This window comes from Armatimonadota bacterium (assembly GCA_018268395.1).
Lineage (GTDB): Bacteria > Armatimonadota > Fimbriimonadia > Fimbriimonadales > Fimbriimonadaceae > JAEURO01.
Window position 1 is genome coordinate 320,929 of record JAFDWQ010000003.1, and the last position, 20,619, is coordinate 341,547.

The 20,619-nt window shown below is 63.4% G+C and carries 19 protein-coding genes; 13 read left to right on the plus strand and 6 right to left on the minus strand.

All coding sequences use genetic code 11. The annotated features are described in order from the left end of the window. Nucleotides 1-17: 17 nt before the first annotated feature. A complete protein-coding gene (locus JST30_06975) occupies nt 18-434 on the minus strand; it encodes a helix-turn-helix transcriptional regulator (GenBank protein ID MBS1714065.1) in 417 nt (138 codons plus the stop codon). A gap of 149 nt (nt 435-583) precedes the next feature. Here JST30_06975 and JST30_06980 point away from each other — a divergent pair, with 149 nt between their 5' ends. Then, a complete protein-coding gene (locus JST30_06980) occupies nt 584-1,309 on the plus strand; it encodes a HAMP domain-containing histidine kinase (protein MBS1714066.1) in 726 nt (241 codons plus the stop codon). A 33-nt stretch (nt 1,310-1,342) separates the two neighbouring features. On the opposite strand, the gene JST30_06985 is transcribed toward JST30_06980, so the two are convergent. Both JST30_06985 and uvrC read right to left on the minus strand, forming a co-directional pair. Further along, nucleotides 1,343-2,587 (minus strand): hypothetical protein, encoded by a 1,245-nt coding sequence (locus JST30_06985; protein ID MBS1714067.1) that lies wholly within the window; start codon nt 2,585-2,587, stop codon nt 1,343-1,345. A gap of 64 nt (nt 2,588-2,651) precedes the next feature. Next, on the minus strand, nt 2,652-4,643 hold the full coding sequence (gene uvrC, locus JST30_06990) for an excinuclease ABC subunit UvrC (protein ID MBS1714068.1): 1,992 nt from the start codon (nt 4,641-4,643) through the stop codon (nt 2,652-2,654). Nucleotides 4,644-4,722: 79 nt separating this feature from the next. Here uvrC and JST30_06995 point away from each other — a divergent pair, with 79 nt between their 5' ends. Both JST30_06995 and JST30_07000 read left to right on the plus strand, forming a co-directional pair. Continuing rightward, a complete protein-coding gene (locus JST30_06995) occupies nt 4,723-5,370 on the plus strand; it encodes a redoxin domain-containing protein (GenBank protein ID MBS1714069.1) in 648 nt (215 codons plus the stop codon). A gap of 87 nt (nt 5,371-5,457) precedes the next feature. After that, nucleotides 5,458-7,380 (plus strand): hypothetical protein, encoded by a 1,923-nt coding sequence (locus JST30_07000; GenBank protein MBS1714070.1) that lies wholly within the window; start codon nt 5,458-5,460, stop codon nt 7,378-7,380. Between the two features lie 12 nt (nt 7,381-7,392). Here JST30_07000 and JST30_07005 read toward each other — a convergent pair whose 3' ends face one another. Then, the gene (locus JST30_07005) at nt 7,393-8,262 is read right to left on the minus strand and encodes a hypothetical protein (protein ID MBS1714071.1); all 870 of its coding nucleotides are present in this window, start codon (nt 8,260-8,262) and stop codon (nt 7,393-7,395) included. Beyond that, nucleotides 8,249-8,578 (minus strand): cyclic-di-AMP receptor, encoded by a 330-nt coding sequence (locus tag JST30_07010; GenBank protein ID MBS1714072.1) that lies wholly within the window; start codon nt 8,576-8,578, stop codon nt 8,249-8,251. The genes JST30_07005 and JST30_07010 overlap by 14 nt, the downstream gene beginning before the upstream one ends. 160 nt (nt 8,579-8,738) lie before the next feature. Between JST30_07010 and JST30_07015 the strand changes: the two genes are divergently transcribed. From JST30_07015 to JST30_07050, 8 genes are all read left to right on the plus strand, one after another. Then, nucleotides 8,739-9,500 carry a transporter gene (locus tag JST30_07015; GenBank protein ID MBS1714073.1) on the plus strand — a complete coding sequence of 254 codons (762 nt, stop codon included), beginning with the start codon at nt 8,739-8,741 and terminating at the stop codon, nt 9,498-9,500. 109 nt (nt 9,501-9,609) lie between these two features. Then, entirely contained in the window at nt 9,610-9,696 is an 87-nt protein-coding gene (gene kdpF, locus JST30_07020; protein MBS1714074.1) for a K(+)-transporting ATPase subunit F, read from the plus strand. 1 nt (nt 9,697) lies between these two features. Continuing rightward, complete coding sequence (kdpA, locus tag JST30_07025; GenBank protein MBS1714075.1) at nt 9,698-11,485, plus strand: potassium-transporting ATPase subunit KdpA; 1,788 nt, start codon at nt 9,698-9,700, stop codon at nt 11,483-11,485. A 44-nt stretch (nt 11,486-11,529) separates the two neighbouring features. Beyond that, a complete protein-coding gene (gene kdpB / locus JST30_07030; GenBank protein MBS1714076.1) occupies nt 11,530-13,584 on the plus strand; it encodes a potassium-transporting ATPase subunit KdpB in 2,055 nt (684 codons plus the stop codon). 4 nt (nt 13,585-13,588) lie between these two features. Beyond that, a complete protein-coding gene (gene kdpC / locus JST30_07035) occupies nt 13,589-14,269 on the plus strand; it encodes a K(+)-transporting ATPase subunit C (protein ID MBS1714077.1) in 681 nt (226 codons plus the stop codon). A gap of 2 nt (nt 14,270-14,271) precedes the next feature. Continuing rightward, the gene (locus JST30_07040) at nt 14,272-14,658 is read left to right on the plus strand and encodes a hypothetical protein (protein ID MBS1714078.1); all 387 of its coding nucleotides are present in this window, start codon (nt 14,272-14,274) and stop codon (nt 14,656-14,658) included. 27 nt (nt 14,659-14,685) lie between these two features. Then, on the plus strand, nt 14,686-17,349 hold the full coding sequence (locus JST30_07045) for a sensor histidine kinase KdpD (GenBank protein ID MBS1714079.1): 2,664 nt from the start codon (nt 14,686-14,688) through the stop codon (nt 17,347-17,349). Then, nucleotides 17,342-18,040 carry a response regulator gene (locus JST30_07050; GenBank protein MBS1714080.1) on the plus strand — a complete coding sequence of 233 codons (699 nt, stop codon included), beginning with the start codon at nt 17,342-17,344 and terminating at the stop codon, nt 18,038-18,040. Before JST30_07045 ends, JST30_07050 begins: the two co-directional genes overlap by 8 nt. A gap of 13 nt (nt 18,041-18,053) precedes the next feature. Here the strand turns inward: JST30_07050 and JST30_07055 are convergent, their stop codons facing one another. Beyond that, nucleotides 18,054-19,055, minus strand: a complete 1,002-nt coding sequence (locus tag JST30_07055; protein MBS1714081.1) for a hypothetical protein — start codon at nt 19,053-19,055, stop codon at nt 18,054-18,056. A 528-nt stretch (nt 19,056-19,583) separates the two neighbouring features. On the opposite strand from JST30_07055, the gene JST30_07060 reads away from it, so the two are divergent. Both JST30_07060 and JST30_07065 read left to right on the plus strand, forming a co-directional pair. After that, entirely contained in the window at nt 19,584-19,880 is a 297-nt protein-coding gene (locus JST30_07060) for a hypothetical protein (GenBank protein ID MBS1714082.1), read from the plus strand. Nucleotides 19,881-19,939: 59 nt separating this feature from the next. Continuing rightward, a complete protein-coding gene (locus JST30_07065; protein MBS1714083.1) occupies nt 19,940-20,458 on the plus strand; it encodes a hypothetical protein in 519 nt (172 codons plus the stop codon). Nucleotides 20,459-20,619: the final 161 nt, after the last annotated feature.

Below are 20,619 nucleotides of genomic sequence, written 5' to 3' on the forward strand. Positions count from 1 at the left end.
CAACGAGGGCCGAAAAGTCAGACGACTTCTTCTGGACCGTCGGACTTCGACTCTTCCCGGTCGAAAACGATGGCGGCGTCCGTCCGCTCACGGATCTTTGCGATTTCCGCCTTCTGCCCGACGTCGAGGTGCCCGTAGACCTCGTCGGTCTCTTTCCGCTCTTGGGCGAGCGCTTCTTCGAAATCGGTCTGCCGCAAGGCCTTCGCTTGTTCGTTATCGAGCGCAGTTTGGACGTCAGTTGCGTCGGAATTGAGCTGGACCCATTGGCCGACCAGCTGCGCACGGCCGTTTCCGCCGAGTTTCGCCTTGATCCGTAGCCAATAGCCCCGTACGGTCGCGACCGAGATCTCGAGTTTCGCGGCGATCGCTTCGTCGGTGAGCCCTTCCGAAGCGTGTCCGAGCAGTTCGCGTTCTCTAGAGGACAACCCTGGCACGATCGACATTATGACCACATTTTTGTGGCCATTAGGATAAGGCCAAACATAGGAGTGCGACGAACCGTGGCGGTCGTTCGGCGTCGTCAGGTCCAGGCTCACAGCAATGGCGGCTTGTCCGGAGGGCCGTTATGGTGTTTCCTAACGGTATGAAGACCGAGGTTCCGCGTTCAGGCGCCGCTCGCGAAGAGGACTTTCTTGCCGTCGCCGCCTACATCGTCCACGAAATCAGGTCACCGCTGCACGTGATGTCCCAGGCGGCTCCGTTGATCGGCGGGGCCAACCTGTCGGAAACGCAACAGGCGGCACTGTCGGCGGTTCAGGGACAGGTGACCCAGATCGACCGACTTGTCGCCGGACTGGGCGACTTTATCGGTCTGCGAGGCACGATCGACCCGCACGAAACGGTCTTGTCCGACGTCTGGTTGTCAGTATTGTCCCGGGTACGGCCCATCGTGGACGCGAAACGCCAGGACCTGGTCTGGGAGTTGCCGACCGAGCGGATCCGGCTCTCAGCGTTGGAGGACCGCTTGGTCCAAGCGCTGACGAACATTTTGGCGAACGCGTCGAAATACAGCGACGAAGGCACGCAGATCCGAATGACGGCGAGCGTCGAGCCGCCGTGGCTGACGGTCCGCGTCTGCGACGACGGTGCCGGGATCCGGCGCGAAGCCCTGCCGCACGTCTTCGAGCTGTTCTACCGTTCGGACGAAGCCAGGGAAGCGACTCCGGACGGTTTCGGGCTCGGATTGGCGGTGACGAAAAAATTCATCGAAGTCGACGGAGGAACGGTTCAGGCGGACAGCGACGGGCCAGGATCGGGGACCGAATTCGTCGTCCGGATCAGGCTCGCGACGCCGTATCGCGACGTGTAAGGGGCCGAACGGGAACGGCCCGTCGACGTCCGTTCAGGGCCTTGGTTCCGGATACTTGATGTCGTAGACCTGTCGGGCCTGTTTCAACCTGCCCGCCATGGCCGCGCTCCGGTCCGAGTTCGGCAGGAGGTTGTCGTCCCACGCCCGGTAGACCTTGTAGTCGGTGAACCCTCGCCGGACGGCCTTGACTTCCCAGTCGAAAGCGTACGAACCGCGCCCGCGACGGAGTTCTCGTACCGAGAAACCGGTGTTCGACTTCGCGGTCACGGCCAGTCCCTCCGAGTCGGGACTGAGGGGCGTCACTTGGACGGTGAGGCCCTCTGCCACGGTGACGTTCTGGAAGTGGCGCGGAAGCGCCACGACGGCGGCACCGTCGACGAGCCGCCCGGTGCCACGGACGTAGGCAGCGGCCTCTGGCCCTTCGACGCAGGCGTAGACGATGTCGCGCTCGGGATCGTCGGGATCGGCTTGGACGAAGTTTTTGACGTCGGCTTGGAACCGCCCGACATTGTCGGTTCCGATCCGTCCCTGGACGCGGATAAAGCTGTTGCGTTCCAGGGTCATGAAGATGTTGTTGACGCCGGCCGCGATCGAGGCGAAGTTGCCCGGAGCGCCCGCACCTTGGACCCGGATGTCGCCGGACGTCGCGTCGCTCGACGTCTTCCACACGGTGAAACCCTGGGACGTCGTCCCGACGAGGTTCTTCCCGTTCTTCATCACGAGGTTGCCGAACATCCATGCGGCCTCTCCGCCGGTCGTGTTCTCGGCGATCAGGGCCGGGCCGCCAGAACCGAGCCGACGGGCATGGACCCCGGCGCCGCCTCCTGTATTGACTTCGCCATAGACGCCGATACCGCTCGAACTCGTGCCTTCGACACCGATCCCGCTCGCGCACGAACCGAGGACGCCGATCCCAGTCGCAGAACGAGAATCACCGATGACTCCGTATGTGAACCCGGTGGTCGCCGTGGCGGTGCCCCGTAGGGCGATGCTGGACTGTTGGCCGGCGCTGAACGAGCCTCCGATGGCTCCGCCCGCGCCGACGGAGGTGTTGTTCCCGACGACGGGGATCGTGGCGTTCGACGCTTGTTGGACGAACACTTGTCCGGCCCGGAACGTGCCTTTGATGTTCGCATGGCCGATCTGGGCGTCGCCGGGCGTGGCGTCTTGGAGGAAGACGTTGCCCACGACCGACCGGACGCCCCCGTCCTGGGCGAGGGCGGCGCCTGCCGACAAGAGCACCGTCAGGGACAAGAAGAGCCATGAGCGTTTTCTCATGTCCCCATTCTATCGTTGGATTTCGGGACGGGCGCCTAACGTTCGACAGGGCGTTTCGAAGGCTTCAGTCGCGCCGAAGGAACTCTTTCACGGTCTCCGCTTGACGGAGCGTCAAGGTCGGGACGGCCGCGATCTCCTCGAGCGTGGCCCGGCGGATGGCTTCGATCGATCCGAACGTGCGGAGGAGCAACCGTCGCCGTTTCGGCCCGATACCGGGGACTTCGTCGAGGACGCTCCCGTGTGTGCGTTTGTCCCGGACCTTGCGATGGTAGGTGACGGCGAAGCGGTGGGCTTCGTCCCGTAAGCGGCGGAGCATGGTCAGTCCGGGCGAGTTCAGGGGAAGGACGACTTCGCGGAAGCGGTCGGATTTTTGACCTCTGAGGGCGACCTCCGGCGGAAGGAGCCCTGGCGGGTCTTCATGCTGCGGCGTCTCGTCCAGCGTGTCCGGTCTCGCGTCGGCCGCCGTCGCCTCTGAGGGCAGGGAGGGAATGGAGCCGATCCCTCCGGCATGTCCGTTCTGGACGTAGATCACTTCGTGCTTTTTGGCGAGTCCGACCATCGGAACGGTCATGCCGAGCGTGTCGCGCGCCTTCAGGGCTGCCCCGAGTTGACCTTTTCCGCCGTCGATGACGATGAGGTCCGGCAGTTTGGCGAACTTCGGATCGCCGTCCAGGTAGGCGCGAAGGCGCCGTGTCAGCACTTCGTTCATCATGGCGAAGTCGTCCGGCGATTCCGGGTGCCACTTGACCTTAAAGCGTCTGTACTCGCCTTTGGACGGCTCCGCGTTCTCGCAGACGACCATCGATCCGACCGGCGCCGTCCCTTGGACGTTCGAGATGTCGTAGCACTCGATCCTTGCGGGCGGTGTCGGCAGTTGGAGCGCTTCGGCGAGCTCTTCCATAGCGTTCTGCGCGTAGGCTTCCTTTTGTTCGAGCTCCAACGACATCGTTTTGAGGGCCATCTCGGCGTTCTGGGCGGCGAGGTCGACGAGCCGCAGGCCCTCGCCGCCTTGAGGCACGTCGACCGAGACCGCCGAGCCGCGTCGTTGCCGCAACCACCGTTCCACGATCTGCCGCTCTAAGATCTCGACAGGAAGCAGCACCTCCCGGGGCACCTCGGGGACGTCCGTGTAGTACTGCTTGACGAACTCTTGTACGGCTTCGCTGGGCGACGCTTCTTTCGAACCGTCGAGGACGAAGTGGCGTTGGCCGATCAGGCGCCCGCCACGGATGTACATCATCTGGATCGCCGCTCCGCGCTCGTCCTTGACGACCGCGATGACGTCCTTGTCCGTCACCTCCTCGCTCAAGACCTTCTGCTTTTCGAGCACGCCTTCGATCGCATGGATCCGGTCGCGCAACGATGCCGCCCGTTCGAACTCCGTCTCCTCGGCCGCCTGCTGCATTTGCTTGCGGAGGTCGTCCAGGAGTTTCGTCTCCTTACCTTCGAGGAACCGCCTGACCTGGTCGACGACTTTCGCATACTCGGCCGGGACGGACAGCCCCGCACACGGGGCCATGCACTGTCCGATATGGTGGTAGAGGCACGGCTTCTGTTCCGGTTGGCCGCTCCAGCTCTTGCCGCAAGGGATCAAGGGGAAGACCTTGTGGAGCAGGGCGAGCGTGTCGCGGACGGCGTACGCCGAAGTGTAAGGCCCGTAGGTTTTGCCTTGTCCCCGGCGGGGGTTGCGGGTGAAGAGCACCCTCGGGAACGGTTCCTTCGTGACGACGATGTACGGGTAGCTCTTGTCGTCCCGCATCACGACGTTGTACGGCGGGCGGTGTTCCTTGATCAGGTTGCACTCGAGGACGAGCGCTTCGAGTTCGCTGTCGACGACGATCCACTCGAGGTCGCAGATCTTGGAGACCAGCCGTTCGTTCTTTCCGCTGTGTTTGGTGCTGGGTTGGAAGTACGACCGCACCCGGTTCCGCAGGTCGATCGCTTTGCCGACGTAAAGCACGTCCGCGTCTTTGTCGCGATAAATGTAGCACCCGGGCCTCTTTGGGAGGGTCTTGAGCTTTTCGACGACGTGGTCCGGAAAGGCGCGCCTGCGCATGCGGTCTCCAGAAGATACCTAGACGCCTGTCGGGCGGTGGGCGGAACTGTCCGCACGATCGTCATGTATCCTTATGGACATGAACCGACAATGGCGTTTCGGACCGGCCGCGCGGAGCGGCCTTCTTCTGGCGGTCTCGGTCGCGGTGACCGCGTGCCGGGATGTGCCTGAGGCGACGGTCTCAGCCGGTGACCAAGGCCTGAACGGCCTGAAAACCGCATCGGGTTGGCAGGACTCGGCCGGGAAACCCTCGGACAAGGCCGCCGCCGATTTCTCTGCCGGTGGAAGCGACGGCAAGACCTATACCCTGGCCTCTTTCGACGCGACGAAGCCGCTCGTCCTTGTCTTCATCAAAGACGGGTGCGGAGCCGTACCGACGTCCTTCCCGTTCTTCAACGCGATCGCGGAAGCGTTCCAAGGCGATAAGGCCGTACAATACGTGGGGGTCATCGATGACGACGCAGAAGCGTTCGCAAAATGGAGCAGCGAGCACAAACCCAGGTTCACGTTCCTGCTCGATCCTGACAAGAAGATCATCGGTGCCTACGGCGTCGAAGCGTCGAACGAAGTCAAGATCGTCGTCGGCGGAAAATTGACCAAACACTACAAAGGATTCTCGAAGAAGAGTTTTACGGAAATCGGGAAGACGTTGGCCTCCGTTTCGACAGGTGGCAAGGGTAAAGACCTCGACTTTTCGCGCGCCCCCGAGCGCGAACGCTTTGGTTGAAGTTTCTGACGCCGTGCGCCGGTCGGCGCACACGAAGTTGGCGGATCCGAACTCTTCCTGAGGCGCGGTTCGTCGTAGACAGTGACCATGGTCGCCGCGTGTACCGCTTTGTTGCTGTTCCGGACGTCCGGGCCGCTCGTCGACGTCAAGACATGGGGGCCTGCTAGGGACGTCGTCCGGCGGTTGGCGACGGCCTCCGGACAGAACCTGACCGTGAGTCCGGAACTCGCCTGGGAGCCCCTCGTGCTGCGGTTGAAGGGCGCGTCCGTGGTGCAGGTCAAGAGCCGACTGGCGACGGCGCTCGACGCCGAGTGGACGGTGGGCGGGGACGGAGAAGTCCTTCGACCTTCCGAGGCAGTGTGCTTGGCCCGTCGGACCGCCGAAGCACAGGATTATCAAGACAAAGTCCGTGCGGCACTAGCGATGCCCTACACGAAGGAGTCGGTCATGAAACTCCTTGAAGAACGGGACCGGGCCGCCGCCGCATGGAGACCGGGCAAGGGGATTGCCGAATCGGTCAGTCCGACCGGTTCGCTCATGGACAATTCGCCGAGGCAGCGGTTGGCCATGCGGCTCATCCTCTCGGTCGCTCCGGCAGAATTGGCCGCCTCGACCGACGAAGGCCGCTCGGTCTTTGCTGCGAGCCCAACGGCACGGCAGCACGGTTTTGAAAGGGACGTCGAGCCCGCGCTGACCGCGTTTCGAGAGGAAGTGACTGTCTGGGAACAAGCCGGATGCCGCCCCGAACTCCAAGCGGACGTCTTGAAGACGGCCCTGTCCGGATCCGTGCCCGTCTTGGAGTTCCTGCGGCAGGGGCCGATCGGATCCAGCCTTGTTTCCGTGCGGTGGAAGATGCCCTCTGGTCTTTACCAACCGACTTCGCGCAGCGTCGTCACACAAGCGTTCGGCTCCATCGCCGCGGTTCGAAACGGTGCGACGGCACTCAGGATTGGGCTTTCGGGCGACGACAAAGCCAAGATCTCTGAGTTACGGGCGGTGCAGTCCAAAGGCGTCGACGCTGTGGGTGTCGAGGGCGTCCTCAAGTTGCCCGACGGCACCGACCTCTTCGACCGCATCGTGTCCAGGGCCATGATTTCGGTCGCCGAGAGGCAGAAGCTGAACCTGGTCGCCGTCGTTCCGGATTCGATGCGGACGTCCACTCTCGAAACGGCCCGACAGGGGTTTCCCCTCTCCTTCGACTTCACTCGGAGCGCCGACTCCTTCGTCTTCGTCGTGTCGTCGGACGGGACGTGGACGACTTTCCGGCCCAGCGACCCGACTTCGGAGCGGAAGGCACGCGTACCTCGACACGACGCTTACAGCCTGTCACGTAAGGTTTTCGCCGGGGGATCCCTCGACGTCGCGCCCATTTATGACTTTGCAGCGAAGCACCCCGATGTGGGGCCGTTCGGCCGTGCGCTGTACATCGATGGGTTGATGAAGGCCGTCGACCCGTACTCCAACGCGCTCCATCTGTACTCCGATTGGCAAGAGATGTCGTTGATCGGGATGCTGTCGGCAGACCGCGGTCATGAAGGGCGGTTGACCGACCCGAGGACGTCGGAACAGGCGTGGCGGGTCTTCGGTAGCTTCACGTCCGAATTGCGCGTGCCCACGAGGAACGGCGGAGCCTTCGAGCCGACGGACGCCTTTTCGGACGGGTTCGGGGACGCGGCCCTCTACCTTACGAGAGACGACCGTCCGACGCTTCTCACGTGGTCTAAGATCGCGGGAGAGTGGATGTGCGTCCGTGAAACGCGGACGGTAGAGATCGCGCTGGAGCAGTCCGGTAGGACCTCCCAACCGGGGTCAAAGCCGATCTCGAACCGATATTCGACGGCGAAGACGGAGACGGTTTCGATCGTCTTAAAGGCTCAAGGGCGGGAATACCCCTTTGTCGCCGTTCGAATCCGCAAGGCGGACGCGGGAGCCCGTCCCGTACTCTGGAAGAAGTTGCCGGCCACGGTCGTCGCCGAAATCCAGAGTCACATCGACCGGCTTAAGAAGTGACAAGAAGGCGTCTTAGGGCCGAAGGACAGCCGTCCACAGTCGGTCGAAAACGAGTCCCGGGTTGGCGTTGCCGACGATCAACCGATGGGCTTCGACCGCGGCTTGGGCCCGCTCTGGATCGTCCGGTCGTCGGTGAAGGAGCCATGCGGCGACGCAACGCGTCACTTCGGTGTTCGCAACGCGCGCGTTCGACTTTTGCGCCGAGGCAAGGGACTCTCCGATGCCTCGACACCTTTCGGAGAGGGCGATCGCAGCCCCGAACGGTGCGTCGAGGGACGACTCGAGGAGCGACCATAGCTTCTCATAGAGCTCACGATGCGATTCGACCCTGGCGAGCAGCCCCGGAGTCGGGCCGAAGGCGCGGAGCATCGGGTCGTCAGAAGGCGGCTGGCTCGTCATCGCCACGTTCAGGCACCTCGACCGGATCGTCGGGAGCAACCTGCCGAACTCGGCGGTCGTCAAGACGAGCCTGGCGTAGTCCGGAGGCTCTTCGAGGGTCTTGAGAAGGGCGTTCGCAGCATCGGCGTTCATGCGGTCGGCCCTCTCGATCCAGACCACTTTGCTGCGGGCCATCAACGGGCGCATGCGTAGGAATTCCAAGATCGTCGGATCCGGTGCGTCCTCATCACGCTTGTTACGGGCGGGAGGGTGGACGGCACCGACCTTGATCAACGACGACGGGCCCCAAGGGGCCACGTGCATGAAGTCGACGCACCGTCGGGTCTCGAACGCCCTGCAAACGGCGCACTCGCCGCACCCGCCTTGGGGACAAAGCCATTTCTGGGCGAGGCCTACGGCGGCGTCCTCCGGTCCGGACCCTTCGGAGCCGTAGAAGAGGACGGCGTGGGATCCAGAGTAGCGGTCCAGGTCAATACCGGACAAAGCGGTCGACCTCCAAGACGAACGCGACCGCCCCGCCAACCGGAACCTTCACGGGACTGCCGAGGAACGGTCCGCCTGGAGCGGCTTCGAGCGGAGCGACGTTCACGACCTGTTCCCTGGCGCAACAGTTGGCTTGGACGAGGACCATGAGGGGATCGACAAGGTCGTCCTCGACACCGATGAGAAGGGTCGAGTTGCCTTCGCGCAGGAAGCCGCCCGTCGAACCGATGACCGTGAACTTGAAGCCCTCCTTGACGAGCGCATCGCCGAGGCGGTTGCGATCCCGGTTGTGGACGACGCACACCACGAGCTTCATGTTCCTTCTATTATGGTCCGACACCCTTTGCGTCGAACGAGCGGGCGTCGGCGGGGCGTCGCCGGCGCGGGCTCCAGAGTGAGGAATCTTGAGCAAATCCTGAGGCGTACGACGAAATGCTGATGCGGGCTTGACATTCCCGTACCGCAAAACTTGAGGCGTGAAAGAACGCCTATCGTTCGTTATCGCGGCAGGGCTCGCGGTCGCGGGCGCCCATGCTCAAGACGGCTATCCGATCAGTACGGACCGGCCGAGCTTTTCCGACGGCACCGGGATCGTTCCGATGGGTCGGTGGCAGATCGAGTCCGGATTCACCTTCACCAAGGTGGACAAGTCCGAGTTCAAGACCTTCGGCGAGTTCCTTCTTCGCTATCCGTTGCACGAAAGGGTCGAACTGCGACTGAGCAACTTGAGCTATGGACGCGCGAACGTCGCCGGAGGCGGCGGCTCGGGATGGCTCGATCCCGTGGTCGGCGTGAAGTACCGCTTCCAGACAGGAGTCACGGGCAAGACGCCGGATTTGGCCGTCATCGCCCAGACGTCGCTCCCCATGGGTGACCGCGACTTCCGGACCGACGCCCACCAGCCCACCTTAAAGTTCGCCGGCTACTACCAAGCCGATGCGGACGACGGGTTCGGCTGGAACGTGGTCTGGTCGAGGCTGGGTTCCGACCCGAGCGACTTCGACCAGTGGGCGTTCGGCGGCTATTGGTCCAGGACGGTCAACGCCAAGACGGGCGCGTTCGCCGAGATCTATCACCTGACGCCTGTCTCGAACGGGGGGGCCGACGCGACGTATGCCGATTTCGGCGTCGTCTACCTGCTCGACAAGGCGACCCAGGTCGACTTTCGGGTCGGATCGGGTTTCGACCAGAAGCGCGACGGTTGGTTCGTCGGTGCGGGGATCGGTTTCCGATTCTAACGGAGCTTGACAATGCAAGACCTCTTCTATCTCATGGTCGCGGTGGGCTTCTTCGCCTTGGCCGCCGGCGCCACGCTTTGGCTTAGAAAACTGCAGCCGGAGAACGGCGATGAGTGAATACGTTTGGATCTCTCTCGTTTCGCTCGGGCTCTTGGCCTACTTGTTCTACGCCCTGATCAAACCGGAGAAGTTCTGAGATGACGATGAACGGGTTCCTCCAGATCGCGCTGTACTTCCTGCTGATCTTGGCGGTGGCCAAGCCGATGGGCTTGTTCTTGACCAAAGTCTTCAACGGTGAACGGACGTTCCTATCACCCGTCCTCGGTTGGTTCGAGCGCGGGGTCCTGAAGCTACTCGGGGTCCGAGAGGACGACGACCAGCCCTGGTGGAAGTACGCCTTGTCGATGCTGGCCTTCAGCCTCGTTTCGCTCGTGGCGACCTATGCTCTCTTGCGCCTTCAGGGCGTTCTGCCGTTGAACCCGCAGCACTTCGGTGCGAAGCAGATGCCGGAGCACCTCGCGTTCAACACGGCGGTCTCGTTCACCTCGAACACGAACTGGCAGGCGTATTCGCCGGAAGTGACGCTGAGCTACCTGTCGAACATGGTGGCGCTCGCGATGCACAACTGGGCGTCGGCGGCGGTCGGGATCGCGATCGCGGTCGCCTTGGTGCGCGGCTTCGCGCGTAAGAGCGCGTCGGGTATCGGCAATTTTTGGGTGGACTGCGTAAGGTGCACGGTCTACGTGCTCCTGCCGATCTCGCTGATCGGTGCTCTCGTCTTCGTCTCGCAGGGCGTTCCGCAGAACTTCCTGCCGTACACCGAAGTGACGACCTTAGAGGGCGCGAAGCAGACGATCGCTATGGGGCCGGTGGCCTCGCAAGAGGTCATCAAGCAGCTCGGGACGAACGGGGGCGGGTTCTTTAACGCGAACTCTTCGCACCCGTTCGAAAACCCGACCGCGTTCAGCGACCTGTTCACGAAGTTCCTGATCTTCCTGATCCCGGCCGGACTGACCACCATGTTCGGCAAGATGGTCGGGAACGTCCGTGCAGGCTGGGCGGTGTTCGCCGCGATGTCCGCATTGTTCCTCGCCGGGGCGGCCGTCTCGACCGTCGCGGAGCAAAGCGGCAATCCTCATTTCACGCGACTCGGTGTCGAAGCCGCGAACATGGAAGGCAAAGAAGTCCGTTTCGGCATTCCTGCATCGACTTTGTTCGCGACCGTGACGACAGGCGCCAGTTGCGGCGCCGTCAACTCGATGCACGACTCGTACACGCCGCTCGGCGGACTTGTGCCGTTGTTCAACATGCAGACGGGAGAGGTCGTGTTCGGCGGCGTCGGTGCCGGACTCTACGGCATGCTGGTGTTCGCCATCTTGGCCGTCTTCATCGGAGGCCTGATGGTCGGCCGGACGCCCGAGTATCTCGGGAAGAAGATCCAGAAGTTCGAGGTCCAGATGTCGATGCTCGCCATCCTCGTCTGCGCGGCGAGCATCCTATGCTTCACGTCGGTCGCCAGCGTCGCGGAATTCCCGAAGGATGGGCCGCAAGCGGCCCTTAATACCTGGCCAGGCTCGGCGTACGGAGGTGCGGACAACGCCTACGGCCCGGCTTCGGCGAACATCAATAACTCTGGCGCCCACGGTTTCAGCGAGATCCTCTACGGGTACTCCTCGCAGACCGCCAATAACGGTTCGGCCTTCGCAGGCATCACCTGGAACACCCCGTTCTACAACTTCACGGGCGGTCTTGCGATGCTCTTCGGACGCTTCCTGATGATCCTGCCGATCTTGGCGATCGCAGGCAACCTCGCACGGAAGAAAGCGGTGCCAGTGACCGCAGGGACGTTCCCCACCGACGGCGGCACGTTCGTCGTGCTGCTCGTCGGGGTCGTCCTGCTGGTCGGTGCCCTGACCTATCTTCCTGCTCTCGCGCTCGGCCCCATCGTCGAGCACTTTCAAATGAACGGACTCCAAACGAAATGACCACGCATACGCCTTCCGCAAACCCGTCCACGGGCGAGCCGAAAATGCACACGCCCCGGCATCAACCGCCCAAGCTGTTCGAACCGGACATCGTCAAGCGGGCTCTTGTCGACGCGTTCCGCAAACTGGACCCGCGCGTGGTCGCTAAGAACCCGGTGATGTTCACCGTGCTGATCGGTAGCGCCGTGACGACGTTCTTCTTCGTCCGCGACCTTACGACCGGCGGCGAGGCCCTGTTCTCGGGACAGATCGCCCTCTGGTTGTGGTTCACGGTGCTCTTTGCGAACTTCGCCGAAGCGATGGCCGAAGGTCGAGGGAAAGCTCAGGCCGACTCGCTGAGAAAGGCGAGGTCGACCATGCAAGCCCGACGCCTCCTCGGGAACGGTTCCGAAGAGACCGTCGCCGCACCGACCCTGAAGAAAGGCGACCTCGTCGTCTGCGAAGTCGGGGACATGGTCCCGGCCGACGGCGACGTCGTCCAGGGTGTGGCCAGCGTCGACGAGTCAGCCATCACCGGCGAATCCGCACCCGTCATCCGTGAAGCGGGCGGAGACCGGAGCGCCGTGACCGGCGGGACGCGCGTGCTGTCCGACCGGATCGTGATCAAGGTCACCCAGGAACCCGGATCGTCGTTCTTGGACCGCATGATCGCGCTCGTCGAAGGTGCCGAGCGCCAGAAGACGCCGAACGAGATCGCCTTGTCGATCCTCCTGGCGGGTCTGACCATCGTGTTCCTCCTCGCGACGTTCACTCTGGTCCCCTATGCCCAATACGCCGTGACGGCTCAAGGAAAAGGTGCCGTGCCGACGATCCCGGTGATGGTCGCGTTGCTCGTGTGCCTGATCCCCACCACGATCGGCGGGCTCCTCAGCGCGATCGGCATCGCCGGTATGGACCGTGTCATGCAGCAGAACGTGTTGGCGATGAGCGGAAGGTCGGTCGAGGCGGCGGGCGACGTTTCGACGCTCTTGCTCGACAAGACGGGCACGATCACGCTGGGTAACCGTCAGGCGACGGCCTTCCTCGCGGCCCCGGGTGTCAGCGACGAGGATTTGGCCGACGCCGCCCAGCTCTCATCGTTGGCCGATGAGACACCCGAAGGTCGGTCGATCGTCGTGCTCGCCAAGGAAAAGTACGCGCTGCGCGAACGCGAGGTCGAGAAGCTCGGCGCGACGTTCGTTCCGTTCAGCGCGACCACGCGCATGAGCGGCGTCGACATCGACGGCAGACAGGTCCGCAAAGGCGCGACCGACGCGATCAAGCGGTTCGTCGAGGAGCTCGGCGGGTCGTTCCCCGTCCCGGTCCAAGACAACGTCGACCGCATCGCACGGGAAGGCGGCACTCCCCTTGTCGTCGCCGATGGCTCGAGGGTGCTGGGCGTCATCCAGCTCAAGGACATCGTCAAGGGCGGAATGAAACAACGCTTTGCCCAGCTCCGCGAGATGGGGATCAAGACCGTGATGATCACAGGCGACAACCCCTTGACCGCGGCAGCGATCGCGGCCGAGGCCGGAGTCGACGACTTCCTTGCCGAAGCCACACCTGAGCAGAAGCTGGCCTACATACGGGAGGAACAAGCGGGCGGGCGGTTGGTCGCCATGACGGGCGACGGCACCAACGACGCCCCTGCGCTCGCCCAGGCCGACGTCGGCTTGGCGATGAACACGGGAACTCAGGCGGCCAAAGAAGCGGGGAACATGGTGGACCTCGATTCGAACCCGACGAAACTCATCGAAGTCGTCGAGATCGGCAAGCAATTGTTGATCACCCGAGGTTCGCTGACGACGTTCTCCATCGCCAACGACGTCGCCAAGTATTTCGCGATCATTCCCGCGATGTTCATCGTGACGTACCCCGAACTTCAGCAGATGAACTTCCTCAGCAACCCGAAATCGGCGGTGCTCTCGGCCGTGATCTTCAACGCCCTGATCATCGTGGCCTTGATCCCGCTCGCCCTGCGTGGCGTGCGCTACCGCCCGATGAACGCCGCGGCCGTCCTTCGACGGAACCTGCTCGTGTACGGGCTGTTCGGCATCCTCGTCCCGTTCCCGTTCATCTGGCTGATCGACCGCCTTCTGGTGCTGATGCGCCTTGCCTAAGACCATGACGACACAACCTTCGTTGCAATCCGAAACCGCTGCGAAAGCCGCTACGACCCGTTCACCGATCGTCTGGCCGGCGATCGGAATGACCCTGTTCTTCGTCGTGTTCACCGGGCTTGTCTTCCCCTTTGCGGTGTACGGCCTCTCCCAGGTCCTGTTCCCGAACCAAGCGAACGGCAGTCTGATCAAAGATGCCAAGGGCCAGGTCGTCGGATCGGCGGTTTTGGGACAGGACTTCGCAAGGCCGGAGTACTTCCACCCCAGACCGTCTGCCGCAGGAAGCGGATACGATGCGGCCAATTCGAGCGGCACCAACCTTGGCCCGACCAGCGACAAACTGATCAACGGCATTGCCGACGATCCGAAGACCAAGGACGTCGACGAATCGTTCGCCGGAGTGAAGCAACTGGCCGAAGCCTATAGGGCCGAAAACGGCTTGCCTGCCGACACGAAGCTGCCTTCGGACGCCGTGACGCGGTCCGCGAGCGGGCTCGATCCGCACATTTCTGTGGAAAACGCGCTGTTGCAGGCGGCGCGGGTCGCCCGCGAGCGGAACCTGAGCGTAGCCAAAGTGCGGGCGTTGATCACGGCGTCGACAGACCCGCGGTTCGCCGGCGTCTTCGGCGAGCCGGCTGTCCACGTCCTGCGCTTGAACATGGCCTTAGACCGCGGAGGGCCCTGACTGTGGACCGCCCGTTCCGCGTGCTGTGCTTCGAAGGACTGCCGGCATCGTTCGTGGCGATGGCGAAGGGGGAACTCCAGAAAGCCGGGCGCATCGTGTTCTTGTGCCTGATGGGGGTCGGCGAACCGTCGGAGGGAGTCCGCAACGCCTGGGAGAAGTCCGTGCAACCCGACTGGCCCGACGCCCATCTGTTCGTACTCCGGACGAAACCGGGTTCGTCCGACGACGACCTTCGCGCGTTCGTCGCCGAACTCGCGGCGCGCCACCGGGAGATCGACCTTCTCGTGCTAGCCGACGATGCCGGGCTCCGGTCGAGCCGACGCCTCGCCGTCAGGTTGGAGCGGCTGAGCGCGTCCTTACCCGAGAGCACGGTCGTGAGGCGCGTTTGACACGGGGTGCTAACCTGAACGAGGAGCATGCGCGCTAGACCGGACCCCGATGCTCTCTTGGCACGGCTGGGCCACGAAGAAGCCCGGGCCAAACGGGGCCGACTGAAGGTCTATCTCGGAATGGCTGCGGGCGTCGGCAAGACGTACAGCATGCTCCAAGCCGCGCAAGAGGACCGGAAGCGGGGCGTCGAGGTCGTCATCGGATACCTTGAACCGCACGGTCGCGCCGAAACGGAGGCGATGGCCGACGGTCTTGAACGGATGCCCTTGAAAGGCCTTGAGCACAACGGGGTCACCTTCAACGAGTTCGACGTGGACGCGGCCCTTGTTCGCCGGCCGTCGCTGCTTCTCGTGGACGAGCTCGCCCACACCAACGCTACGGGGAGCCGCCACAAAAAGCGATGGCAGGACGTCGAGGAACTCCTTCGGGCCGGCATCAATGTCGCTACGACGGTCAATGTCCAACACCTCGAAAGCCTGAACGACGTAGTGGCGCAGATCACGGGGATCCGCGTCGCCGAGACCGTCCCGGACGCCCTCGTCGCTCAGGCCGATGAGGTCGAACTCGTCGACATCCCGCCGGAAGAACTCGTCCAGAGGCTCAGGGAAGGCAAAGTCTACGTCCCAGAGAAGGTCGAACACGCCTTAACGCACTTCTTCAAGCGACCGAACCTGCTCGCCCTCCGAGAACTCGCCCTCCGGCACACCGCAGAGCGCGTGGAGCTGGACGTCCGGACGGCCAGGGCCGCAGAAGGATCGGTCCAGCCTTGGGCGACCAACGAGCGCATCCTCGTCTGTATCGCTCCGAACAAGATGGGGACGCGCATCGTCAGGGCGGCCAAGCGGATGGCGGGCGCCCTCCATGCCGGACTGATCGCCGTGTACGTCGAGAGTCCTCGACAAGCCGCACTGTCCGACCGCGACCGCCTCTTCGCGTCCGAAGCCGTCCGGCTTGCCGAGAGCTTGGGCGCCGAGACGCTGATGCTGAGCGGGCAGGACATCGCGGCGGAGATCGTCCGCGCGGCCCAAGAGCACAACGCGACGATGATCGTCGTCGGAAAGCCCGTCCGACCCCCATGGAGAGAGTTCCTTTTCGGATCCGTCGTCGCCTCCATCGTCCGCGCGAGCGGGGACATCGACGTCCACGTCATTACGGGCGGCGACGACCTCGGTACGCCGATCCGGTTGGCTCCGCGCACCGAAAGGCACGACTGGCAAGGATTTGCCACCGCGGTCGTCGTGACGGCATTGGCGACCGTGGTCAACCTTTTGGTGGCAGGGGGCCTCTCGCTCGTCAACCACGTGATGCTGTACTTGCTCGGCGTCGTCTTCGTCGCGGCCAGGCACGGGCGGACAGCCGCCGTCGTCGCATCGCTTCTGAGCGTGCTGGCGTTCGATTTTACGCTCGTGCCTCCACGATGGACGTTCGCGGTCGACGACGCCGAGTACCTTCTCACCTTCGTCGTCATGTTGGTCGTCGGTGTGCTCGTCAGCAGCCTGACCTCGCGCTTGCGCGATCAGTCCGGGGCCGCATCCGACCGGGAACGCCGCACCGCCGCGCTCTACGACTTGAGCCGCAAACTTTCGAGCACCCGGAGCCGCCACGAGATCGGCGATTATGCCGCAGGCAAAGTCCGCGAAGTCCTCGGATGCGACGTCGCCGTTCTCGTCCGGAGCCGTTCGACAGGCAAGCTTTTCCCGGCTCCCGAGTCGAGGTCCGGCTTCGAGAAGGCCGCGAACGAAACGGTCGTCGCCGAGTGGGTCTTGGAGCACGGCATCCGGGCAGGCCGGGGGACCGACACCCTTTCCGGGGCCGAGGGGCTCTATGTCCCCCTCAATGCAGAGTCAGGGTGCGTCGGCGTGATGGCGCTTCAGACGAGCGTGGCAGGCGAGGATCCCCGACAACGCCACCTTCTCGAAGCCATCGCCAGCCAACTCGCGGTCGCGATCGAGCGCACGAACCTGGCCAAAGACTCTCACGAAGCCTCCATCGCCGTCGAGCAGGAAAGGCTTCGGAACAGCCTGCTGAGTTCGGTCTCGCACGACCTCCGATCGCCTCTCGCCGTCATCGCTGGAGCCGCGGAGAGCCTGGCTTCGAGCCCCTCGGTCCTCGGTCGCGACAAGGAGCTCGCCGATGCCGTGCTGACCGAGGCCAACCGCCTGGAACGGCAAGTCCGAAACCTGCTCGACATGACCCGAATGGAGTCCGGTACCGTAGTCCTCGACCGTCAATGGCAGTCGCTCGAGGAACTCGTCGGTTCTGCGGTCGAGCGCACCGAACCCCTTCTTGGCCCGCGTCCTCTCAGTGTGGGACTCGATCCCGACATGCCGCTGATCGAAGTGGACGGCGTCCTGATCGAACAGGTCTTCGTCAACCTTTTGGAGAACGCTGCCCGTCACACCCTGCCCACGACCCACGTGTGGATCCACGGCTCGCGAACGCCGGGGGGCGTCCAGGTGGAGTTCGCCAACGACGGCCCTTCAATCGAGGGCGGTGCGTCGGACAGCCTCTTCCAACGCTTCCAGAAGGGTCCGAACCGTGAAGGATTCGGGCTCGGTCTGGCGATCTGCAAAGCGATCGTGGACGCTCACGGCGGGACCATTACGGCTCTGGACCGGAGTGGCGGCGGCGTCGTCTTCCGGATCGGGCTGCCTGTCGACGGTCAACCGCCCGAGGTGCCACATGGCTGAGCCCGTGCGCGTCGTCGTGATCGACGACGAAGTCCAGATCCGGCGCTTCCTCAAGGCGGGACTCGGTGCGGAGTCGATCGAACTCTTCGAAGCGGAGACGGGCGAGGAGGGGCTGCGCATCGTCGCCCGCGCCAATCCCGACGTCGTTCTGCTCGATCTCGGTCTACCGGACATGGACGGACTGGAAGTCGCGCGTAGGCTCCGCGAATGGACCGACGTGCCGATCATCGTGCTCTCGGCCAGAGGCCAGGAGAAGGACAAGATCGCCGCCCTTGACGCAGGAGCAGACGACTATCTCACCAAACCGTTCGGCGTGGGCGAGCTCATGGCGCGCATCCGCGTCACCCGGCGCCACGCCGCTCGGTTGAAAGGCGCCGAGCCGGAGCCCCTGTTCGAGGCCGAGGGCCTGAGGGTCGACCTCGCCGCCCGCCTCGTCTTCTTGAACGGGTCCGAGGTCAAGCTCACACCGATCGAATACAGGCTGCTCGCGTGCCTCGTCCGCAATGCCGGGATGGTGCTGACACACCGCCATTTGCTGACCGAGGTCTGGGGCCCGGCCTATGCCGACGAACTGCACTACCTGCGCGTCTACATGGCCCAATTGCGGCACAAGCTGGAGCGCGACCCCGCCCGCCCCAAGCTCCTGACGACCGAGTCTGGCGTGGGCTATCGGTTACGGGTCGAGGGGTGAGGCGGAAAGCACCCTACACCCGTACCGTTCCGACCGGCACGAGCGCCGAGCTCTGCCCTGTCGACGGGCGGACGAAGCGCACCGCACAGGCGTAACACCCTGAGGGCACCGCGACGGTCCCCGAGAGGGACCCGGAGGTGAAGGTGTGGAAACCCTTCGTCCGGAACAGCGCCGGCGTGCCCTTCGAATGGAGCGATCCGACCGGCTGAAGAAGCAGCTCCGTCGTGACATCGGCGCCGTTCGGCGCGTTGGTGGAGAAGACCACTCCCGCTCCCCCTCCCTCGTGGGGACCGGATGGTTCGTGCCGGACACATGAGGGAGGGGCTAGGGGAGGGAGATCCGGGCCCGCTTGGGGACCGGACGGTTCGTGCCGGACACAGGCTCCACCCCCAACCCCCTCCTCATGTTCGGGGCACGAACCATCCCCTGCACACGAGGAGGGGGCTCCGGACTCCTCCTCTCCTTCCTTGCCCAAGCCGTCACCTGCACACGGGGAGCGGGCTCCGGACTCCTCCCGCTCTCTCGTGCACGGATCCTCTGCGGCGACCGATGAGGGGGCCACCGTGACCACGACCGCGTCGCCTGTAAAACCTTCGCCGGGCGGCAGGCGCGGGACGTCGCCGTCCGGGTCGACTTGGAGGAACTTGACTGCGAGCCCGGAGAAGACGGTGTGGGGCCGTCGGGCGGCGCCGCTTTCGGTCGGGCCGAGGGAACGGTCGAGCCCGCGGGCATAGGCGGACCAAGCCTCGGCTTCGGCCGGAGTGAGCTCCCGCCAAATGCGGGTGGCCCGAGACATCGCCTCGCGCACGGCCCTCTGGCCCGGGGTCTGCGGGTTCCGTGGCGTGATCCTTGGCCGTACGTAGACCGCGCCCGACGGCCCTCGCACCAAGACCACCGTGCCGGGTTTCCCCGTCAACCCGCCGAAGAGGACTCCTGTCGTCGCCCGCGCCATCCTGACCTTGATCTTCGGCGCAGCAAGCCGCTTTCTGCAGTGGTGCGGCCTTCCTTCACGCATGCTTCACGCATGCGGATGCGTGAAGCATGCGTGAAGGAGCGGTGAAAGACCGGGGAAAATGGCGTGTTTCGACGGACAGGGGGCAGGACGGGACGCTTCCGTAGGCCGGCCGCGGGAGCAGGGTTGTCTGGTAGCGTGCCTGGAGTCGGTGCGGACGAAGCATCCAGACTAGGTTCGGCGGCGCGCGGTGTGAGGTGGTGTCCGGAGTCTGGAGGCAGCAATTCGTGAGAAGTCCGAACGCGAGGGGAGGTGGTGAGCCGAGTGTGGAGGAAACGAAATCTAGACCTCAAATTGCAGAATCTGTGATACAGTGAATATGTGGCTTATACCTCGTACACGGTGCTAGGGGTTATAGGAGCTTTAGCTTCGTTGGGCGCACTGTATAAGCTTTCGTGCGATCTTTACACAGAGAGTCGACTGCGGGCGGCGGGGGGGGGCGACCTTCGCCGAGATCCACGGATTGGTTCACGCATCACATTGCCCGGCCACGACGTCGACAATCGAGGGATCGGGTTAGCACAAGGCAAAGTGCTCGTCGTCTATGCGGGAGCTTGCACCTCTTGCAGCCTAAATGCCGTTGATCCGACCGTGTTGCCCTTCAAAGCGTTCGATCAAATCGTTTTGGTGTTCTCCGCCACGCCACAGGAGGTTCCCAAAGCGCTGCGCTCAGTCAATGCCAAGCTGCGCCTGATCGCCGATCCGCACCTTGATCTTACAACTTCGCTCAACGCCCTCTGGGTCGGACGTTGGTATGAATACATCGACGGAACGCTTGTGCGCATGCAACGGAGCGCTGACGAGAAATGTATTGGACGTGCCTCGTGACAACGATCAATGGCTCCAAGTTTAGGCACGGCGTCACATTGTTGGAGGTAGTCACATGTTTGACGGTGCTCGTTCTACTCTTCACAGTCCTCATGCCGGTCTTCGCAAAGGCCAGGAGATCAGCGATCATTTCAAAGAGCTCGGCACAAATGAGGCAGTTTCAGCAGGCACTCTATTTGTACCAGATCGACCACGACTTTCAGGGCGGGCCATCACAAATCGGATTGCCACAGAGTTTAGCCATATTCAGGTTTACGCCCTACCGCTATCCATTGGACATGTTCAAGACGGGCGGTACGCCAAAGCCCGGCAGCAAATATGCAGTCTATATCCAGATGTTCCCCTCGGAGCATGACGCTGCCTCATCGAAAGGGAAGGGTGGTGAAAGTCCTTGGATGACGCACAATTCACGAACCGGCGGGAACCCGGTCCTCTTGGTCGACGACAGTCAAAACGTCGAAGATTCTTGTACTGATTGCTATTTTGAGAGCAGGTTCGGCCTGGGTATCTATGCGGACGGGCACGTACGAAGGCAATGGACAAAAGGGCTCTTGGCCCGGTACGAGGCATGGGAGTGAGACCACCCGCGACAGATCGACCCAAAAGGTGAACACTATGAAATACTTAACAAAGATGACAAGCGTCCTAGCGGCGACATTAGCCATAGCAGCGAACTCAATAGCGCTCTGCAACTGGGGTAGCGGTAGTTTTGCACCGTCGACGCCTCCGAACAACTGCG